Raw genomic sequence first — 7,239 nt, 5'->3', positions numbered from 1 at the left:
GAAGCGGGGGTGAATCTCGTTGAGTTCTTCGGAGACGATGCGGTCACGGCCCATCGCGAAGTTGATGCGCGACGAGGCGAGAATCGAGGCGTTCGCCGAGGACGCCGTCGCGAGGAGGCCACCGAAGAGCATCGCTGCCGCCCCGAGTGGCCCGATGAGTGTGCGTGCGACGTCGACGACGGCGGTTTCGTTGCCGGCGACGAGGCTGTTGTCGACGGCGGCCAGCACCGTCACGAGGACAAGTGCGTACACCGCTGTGACGATGATGACACTCCCGAGGACGGCGCGCGGGAGGTTCTTTCCGGGGTTCTTGATTTCTTCTGCGACGGACGTAATCTGGACGAACCCGAGGTAGGAGACGAAGATGAGGCCCGTCACGGGGAGGAGCGGACTCACGCCCTTGTCCGGTGGGACGAAGGGTTGGAGTTTCGCGATGTCGGCGTTCAAGAGGCCAAAGAGCGTGAACACGGCGAGGATAGCCAGTAAGATGAGGACGATAGCGTTCTGGAGTTTCCCCGTCTCTTTCGCGCCGACGTAGTTGATGAACACGAACAGTCCGCCACCGGCGAGTGCGACGAGTTTGACGCCCGAGATGGTCACTCCTGCGAGGGAGAGACTCGGGACGGTCAGGAAGGTTGCGACGTACTGGCCGAACCCAGTCATGTAGAACGCAGATGCGAACGCGAGACCCATCCAGTTGCCCCATCCGGCGACGCTACCGAACAGCGGACCGAGTGCGTGATTGATGTAGTAGTACGCACCGCCGGATTTCGGCATCGCCGTCCCGAGTTCGCTGGCGGACGCGGCGGTCAACAGTGCGATGACACCGCCGAGGACGAACGCGGCGGCGGCGAGCGGTCCCGCCTGTTGGACGGCGGCACCCGGCAAGACGAAGATACCGGCACCAATCATGGTCCCGATACCAATCGTCAAGGCGGCGAGTGGGCCAAGGTCTTTTGCGAGTTCCTCGTCAGTCATGTCTCACCGTTTGCTCTGTCGTTCGACTGCTCGTCGGTTCCACCGTCGGACTCCGCACCGTGTGGTAAGACGACCACGGGACGGTCACTCTTCCGAATCAACCGGTCGCGGACGTCACCAGAAAAGAGGTCCCACCACGACCGACCACCGCGCGGCGTGAACACGATGGCGGACGCATCCACGTCTCTCGCGGCGTCGAGGATGGCGTCGCCGACGTTCGTGTCGAACCGCAGTTCGGTGTCGATGTCGACACCGACATCGTCCGCGGCGCGGTGAGCGACGTCGAACACCTCGTCTGCGACTTCTTCGCGTTGTTCGACGCCCGCTTTGTCCGGGGCACCGCCGGCTTTCTCGATGACGTGGACGACGAATGCCGTGCCATCGTTCGCTGCGATGCGCGGGAAGGCGACACCGCAGGTCACCTCGGCGTCATCCTCGTTCGCAAGCGGGAGGAGCGGACGTGAGAACAGCGGTTGGTACTGTTCGGTCATAGTATGGAACACGAGTGTGTTGGGTGTACAGCGAGCGATTCGACCCGGCGGAGGTGGGTTGTGTCAGGACCAACAGCGCCCGATTCACAACGTGGCCGTCGGGAATTCATATCGCCGGCTTGGGCGTGAGTTGGTATAGAAGTTCGCAAATCCGAACCTCGTGTCGGCGAAAATCGCCGGGAGAATGGGACGTTCGTGTCGTTTGCGTCGTCAGATTGCGACGACCCACGCCCGATAGTCTTCTGTGCGCTCGAACACCGTCTGAAACACACGGTCTGCGAACCCGGCGAGACGGTTCGCGTCGGAGCGTGCGGTGATTCTGACGTTCGTTCCCTCCGCTTCGTCGGGGCTCTCCAGTTGGTCGATACGGAACTCCGGGAACTCCGACAGGAGGTCTTTCAGCCGGGCCAGTTCGTCGTCGGTCACGTCCACGTTGAACGTCCGCTCGCCGAACTGAATCCACGGACCGGGGCTCTCACCGTCGATGTCCGGGTCGCGGTCGGCCTCGATGGTCAAGAACGCACTCCCGCGGTTCCGGTGAGCGGTGACGGCGTCGGCGAAGAGTTTTCGGCGCTCGCGGGGTGTGTCGGCCTCGAATCGAGTCATAGTCGTGGCTACTCCCGCTCGGTACAAAAACGGCCCGCGTCGTCGCGGCGGCCGACGAGTGCCACCGTCGCACCGACTCAGACGAGGACGACGACTGCCCCCAGCGTCACCACGCTCACGGTGAGTAACTGGACGGCGAGGACGAACACGGGTGTCATACCAGTCTCGCGCATCGCGGCGAGTCGAACGTCGAGGCCGAGGCCCACGAACGCGAGCGCGAATAGCACGTCGCTGCCGGTGTCGAACGCCGCGAGCACGTCACCAGAGAAGACGCCGACGTTCGTGAGGGCCGCGAGCGCGACGAACCCGACGAGGAAGCGCGGGACGCCGTCGAGGACCGCTCGCACGTCCGCAGACGACCCGCCGGCGTAGCGAAACGCGTACCAGAGGGCGACCACGCCGAGCATCGAGTTCCGAGCGAGTTTCGTCACCGTCGCCCACTGCCCGGCGACGTCGGAGTGGGCGAACCCGGCAGCAGTGACAGGCCCAGTGCTAAACATGCTCAGCCCGGCCCAGACGCCGAACTGGCGGCCAGTGAGTGGAAGTACGTCACCCGCGATGGGGAAGACGGCGAGTGTAATCGCGTCGAACAGGAGGACCGTCGCCACGACGTGGGCGAGTGACTCACCGTCGGCGTCGATAGTGCCCGCGATAGCAGTCGCAGCAGAGACGCCACAGATGCTCGCACCCGCGGCGAGGAGCGAACTGGTGTCGCGGGCGAGGCCGAACACGCGCCCGGCGACGACTTCGACGAGGAGGATGCTCGCGACGACAGTGACGACGACGAGGACGACGAGCGTCACGCCCGAGGCGACGAGTTCGTCGACGGCGATACGAGCGCCGAGGAGGACGATACCCGCTTCGAGGAGGATGGTTTGCGTGCGGACGCCTGGCCTCGCCCACGCGGGGACACCAGTCGTGTTGGCGACGACGGCCCCGAAGACGACACCGAGCAAGAGTGCGTTGACGCCGGGGACGACACCGGCGACGAGCGTCGCGAGTCCCGCGAGGACGCCGAGCAGCACGAGTCCGGGGAAGAGTCGCTGGACTCGTTCGGCTAGCGTCCCACTCACGGCCCGGAGTGAGAGAGCGTGTGTTCGACGAACTCGGTCGGCGACTCGCGCATCGGTGGGTCGGACGACTCCCGTCCCGTTGAACGTGTCGCTCTGCGTCGCGGGAAGCGGCAGTACCGTCCGCAAACTGGCGCAGTGTGACCGGATACCACGGTTTCGTCGCCAATCAGCCAGCAGCACTTGCTGCTTTTCCCGACTCGGTTCGTCGCATATCTGGGCAGGTATCTTCAACACTATATGCTCTCGCCGGATGGTAGTCGATATGGGCAAGCGCATCCTCCTGCTCGGCGCGCCCGGCGCCGGCAAGGGCACACAGTCGAAGCAACTCGCCGAAAAATACGACATCGACCACGTCACGACGGGTGACGCGCTTCGTGCGAACAAGGACATGGAGACCGAGTACGGCACGCCTCGGTCGTTCATGGAGAAAGGCGAACTCGTCCCCGACGCCGTCGTCAACGAAATCGTGAAGGCTGCACTCGAAGACGCCGACGGCTACGTCCTCGACGGCTATCCACGCAACCTCTCGCAGGCGGAGTACCTCACCGAGATTACGGACCTCGACGCCGTCCTCTACCTGAAGGTCGCCGAAGACGAACTCGTCGAGCGACTCACCGGCCGACGCGTCTGTTCAGAGTGCGGCACCAACTTCCACGTCAAGTTCAACCAACCGGAGGAAGAAGGCGTGTGTGACGAGTGTGGTGGCGAACTCGTCCAGCGCGACGACGACACCGAAGAGACCGTCCGCGAGCGCCTCTCGGTCTTCGAAGAGAACACCCAGCCAGTCATCGAACACTACCGCGACGAAGGCGTCCTCGTCGAAATCGACGGCGAACAGACGCCTGACGACGTGTTCGAAGACATCGTCGACGTCGTCGGCGAATAAGGTACGACGCGTACTCGGGAGACTCGATTCGATTTTTTCGCGCCCGTTCGGACGGTGACACCCCAGCGACAGTCGTGCGTGTCCTCGTCCACAAGGTAAAACCTTGATAACGGCCGGTTGCTAAAGGGGCGGTAATGGCACGAATCGAATCTAAGGTGCGCGACCTCGTCGGTTCGGACACCGACATGCGCGCCGCCGTCGAGACCGTCCTCGAACGGGCGGACGACGGCGAAGTCGAGTGGGCCGACGTCCGCGACGAGCTCACGAGCGGCCAGTGGGGCCGCCTCATCGAGAAAGGAATCCTCGTCGACGGCGACGAAGGCTTCCGACTCGCTGACGTGGCGGCGACCCGCGCCGGCCTCGAAGACGACTCGTCGTCCGGGTCCTCGTCTTCGTCCTCGTCGTCCTCGTCGGCCGACACCGGCGACTCGTCGTGGTCGAAGTACGACAAGGGCGCGGCAGTCGTGACTGTTGGCCTGTTCCTCGGCTACTCTGTCGCCGAGGTCCGCAACGTCATCGGCGGAGTCATGGACGTCGCGCTCGGCCCGCTGGCCGAGTTGCTCCCGTTCTACGCCGTCGTGATGGTCCTCGCACTCGCGACTGGTCTCTACTCCACGCTCTTGCAGGCGAACCTCATGGACATGGACAAGATGGCCGTCTACCAAGAGCGCATGAAAGATATCCAGAAGCGGCAGAAGGACGCCCGCGAGCGTGGCGACGACGCCGAACTGGAGAAGATTCAAGAAGAACAGATGGAAGCGATGGGCGACCAGATGGGCATGTTCAAAGAGCAGTTCCGCCCGATGGTCTGGATTATGTTCCTCACCATCCCGGTGTTCCTCTGGATGTACTGGGCCATCGGCGTCGGCGGCGCGAACGCCCAGCCACACGTCACGCTCGAACCGTTGGTCCTCCCGATGGTCGGTGAAGTCGCCTGGAAAGACGGCGTCGTCGGCCCGATGCAGGCGTGGATTGTCTGGTACTTCCTCTGTTCGATGGGGTTCACCCAGATTATCCGCAAAGGGCTCAACATCGACATGACCCCGTCCACCGCGTAACCGGACGGACCAATTTCTCTCGACTGGCGTGAGAAGGCCCCACAGGGGCCGTCGCCAACGATAACCTCTTTTAGCCGACCCCACGGAGACAGGATATGTTACTGACTGTCTCCGGGCCACCGGGCAGCGGAAAGAGTACGACTGCCGCCGCTCTCGCCGATGCGTTCGACCTCGAACACATCAGCGGTGGAGACATCTTCCGTGAACTCGCCGCCGAGCGCGATATGACCGCCGTCGAGTTCAACAAACTCGCCGAGGAAGACGACCAAATCGACCGAGACCTCGACCGCCGACTCCGCACTATCGCACTCGAACGCGACGACGTGCTCCTCGAATCTCGTCTCGCAGGATGGCTCGCCGGCGACGCGGCCGACCTTCGATTCTGGCTCGACGCCCCCGTGGACGTCCGCGCAGCGCGAATCGCCGACCGCGAGGACAAGCCCGCGGACGTTGCGCGCGAAGAGACCACCACCCGCGAAGCCAGTGAGGCGCTTCGCTACGAGGAATACTACGACATCGACATCACGGACCTCTCTATCTACGATATCGCGCTCAACACCGCTCGCTGGGGGCCGGAGGAAGTGACCGCCATCTGCACGACTGCGGTCGAATCCTTCGACTCGGCTGCCGACGAAGGCAAATACCCCGTCGAAGGCGTCCGCTACGACTTCTAACCATGCTCCGCACCCCACCCGAAGACAGGAGCGTCGACGAACTCCTCTCGTTCGGCGTCGTCAACCTCGACAAGCCACCGGGGCCGTCGGCCCACCAGGTGACTGGGTGGGTCCGCGACATGGCTGGACTCGACCGGGCCGCCCACTCGGGGACACTCGACCCGAAGGTGACTGGGTGTCTCCCCATCCTCCTCGACGACGCGACGCGCATGGCGCAAGTGTTCCTCGAAGGCTCGAAAGAGTACGTCTCGGTCCTCGAACTCCACGGCCCCGCACCCGCCGACATCGAGTCGACCGTCGCGGAGTTCGAGACCAAACTCTACCAGAAGCCACCCCGAAAATCGGCCGTCTCGCGTCGCCTGCGCGTCCGTGAGATATACGACCTCGACCTCCTCGAAGTGACGGACCGACAGGCACTCCTCCGCATTCGCTGTGAGTCTGGCACCTACATCCGCAAACTGTGTCACGACCTCGGTCTCGCACTCGGGACCGGCGGCCACATGGGCCACCTGCGCCGGACGGCGACCGACCCGTTCGACGACACCGACCTCGTGGACCTCCACGACCTGAAAGACGCCCTCGTCTTCGCCGACGAGGGCGACGAGTCGTGGATTCGTGACCTCGTCTCCCCCGCCGAACGCGCACTGACGCACCTCCCGTCGGTGACGATTGCCAACACCGCGGCCCGCGAAGTCGCACACGGCGCTCCAGTCTACGCCCCCGGCGTGTTCGACGTCGACGGCGACGCGGCCCGTGGTGACCTCGTCGCCTGCTATACTGAAGATGGGTCCGCCGTCTGTCTCGGCGAACTCGTCGGCGACGCAGACGCCGAGTCCGGCATCGTCGTCTCGTTAGAGCGCGTGTTGGTCTGATTCACCGACCAGCGTTTTCGCTATCGTCTCTCCCGTCTCTCTGCCTCAGAGAGCGTCTCTGCTTGTCGATGGACATCGTTTACTGCACGCTCTGCTTCCGCCTTGTCGAGGTCGTAGACGTACCGCCACGAGGCGAGTGGATAGCCGTGTGACTCCTCAGATTGCTTCGGTGGCGGTCTGGTCTCGTCGTCGCTCCTGAGGGCGTACCATCGAGCAGCACCCACGACGAGTGCGACCACGAACACGACGGCGGTGAGACTGTAGAGCAGGTCGAACGGGATGCCACCGAGGACACTCGACATACGATTGTCAATTGTGGCCGACGAGGGATAGTCGTACTCCCGCATCTGTCGTCGGTACACAGGCGGACGATGTGCGATAGAATCGCACGACACGACGTCGCGGTCCGACGACGAAACGAAGGGCTTAACCGCGAGACACGCATCGCTTTGAATGCACCCTGGGACCGTGGGGTAGTGGTATCCTCTGCCGATGGGGTCGGTAGGACCTGAGTTCGACTCTCAGCGGTCCCACTAATTTCTCTCGACGCAACTCTTCGAGCCGTGCGTCCGTGAGGGTGCCGGCGAGAACCCTCCTGCGT

The 7,239-nt window shown here is 63.7% G+C and carries 9 protein-coding genes and 1 tRNA gene; 5 read left to right on the top strand and 5 right to left on the bottom strand.

The features are described 5' to 3' along the window. From AUR66_RS07600 to AUR66_RS07585, 4 genes are all read right to left on the bottom strand, one after another. Positions 1 to 978 (bottom strand): APC family permease (locus AUR66_RS07600; RefSeq protein ID WP_157533026.1); only part of this gene is annotated, 978 nt, incomplete at its 3' end. Further along, on the bottom strand, positions 975 to 1,469 hold the full coding sequence (locus AUR66_RS07595; protein WP_058571860.1) for a universal stress protein: 495 nt from the start codon (positions 1,467 to 1,469) through the stop codon (positions 975 to 977). The genes AUR66_RS07600 and AUR66_RS07595, both read right to left, overlap by 4 nt. A 210-nt stretch (positions 1,470 to 1,679) precedes the next feature. Further along, positions 1,680 to 2,075 carry a hypothetical protein gene (locus AUR66_RS07590; RefSeq protein ID WP_058571859.1) on the bottom strand — a complete coding sequence of 132 codons (396 nt, stop codon included), beginning with the start codon at positions 2,073 to 2,075 and terminating at the stop codon, positions 1,680 to 1,682. A gap of 77 nt (positions 2,076 to 2,152) precedes the next feature. Next, positions 2,153 to 3,148 (bottom strand): YeiH family protein, encoded by a 996-nt coding sequence (locus tag AUR66_RS07585; protein ID WP_058571862.1) that lies wholly within the window; start codon positions 3,146 to 3,148, stop codon positions 2,153 to 2,155. Positions 3,149 to 3,410: 262 nt separating this feature from the next. Here AUR66_RS07585 and AUR66_RS07580 point away from each other — a divergent pair, with 262 nt between their 5' ends. The 4 genes from AUR66_RS07580 (at position 3,411) to AUR66_RS07565 (ending at position 6,638) form a co-directional block, all read left to right on the top strand. After that, entirely contained in the window at positions 3,411 to 4,034 is a 624-nt protein-coding gene (locus tag AUR66_RS07580) for an adenylate kinase (protein WP_058571858.1), read from the top strand. Between the two features lie 134 nt (positions 4,035 to 4,168). Then, entirely contained in the window at positions 4,169 to 5,092 is a 924-nt protein-coding gene (locus AUR66_RS07575; RefSeq protein WP_058571857.1) for a DUF106 domain-containing protein, read from the top strand. 95 nt (positions 5,093 to 5,187) lie between these two features. Then, entirely contained in the window at positions 5,188 to 5,766 is a 579-nt protein-coding gene (gene cmk, locus AUR66_RS07570) for a (d)CMP kinase (RefSeq protein ID WP_058571856.1), read from the top strand. A gap of 2 nt (positions 5,767 to 5,768) precedes the next feature. Beyond that, positions 5,769 to 6,638, top strand: coding sequence for an RNA-guided pseudouridylation complex pseudouridine synthase subunit Cbf5 (locus AUR66_RS07565; RefSeq protein ID WP_058571855.1), 870 nt, complete (start codon positions 5,769 to 5,771; stop codon positions 6,636 to 6,638). Positions 6,639 to 6,658: 20 nt separating this feature from the next. Here AUR66_RS07565 and AUR66_RS07560 read toward each other — a convergent pair whose 3' ends face one another. Beyond that, complete coding sequence (locus tag AUR66_RS07560; RefSeq protein ID WP_058571861.1) at positions 6,659 to 6,940, bottom strand: hypothetical protein; 282 nt, start codon at positions 6,938 to 6,940, stop codon at positions 6,659 to 6,661. 160 nt (positions 6,941 to 7,100) lie between these two features. Here AUR66_RS07560 and AUR66_RS07555 point away from each other — a divergent pair. Continuing rightward, positions 7,101 to 7,171, top strand: a tRNA-Pro gene (locus AUR66_RS07555). Positions 7,172 to 7,239: the final 68 nt, after the last annotated feature.

Source organism: Haloferax profundi (genome assembly GCF_001469865.1).
GTDB lineage: Archaea > Halobacteriota > Halobacteria > Halobacteriales > Haloferacaceae > Haloferax > Haloferax profundi.
The sequence above is the reverse complement of the archived record's forward strand: the minus strand, read 5'-3'. Positions and strand labels throughout refer to the sequence as shown.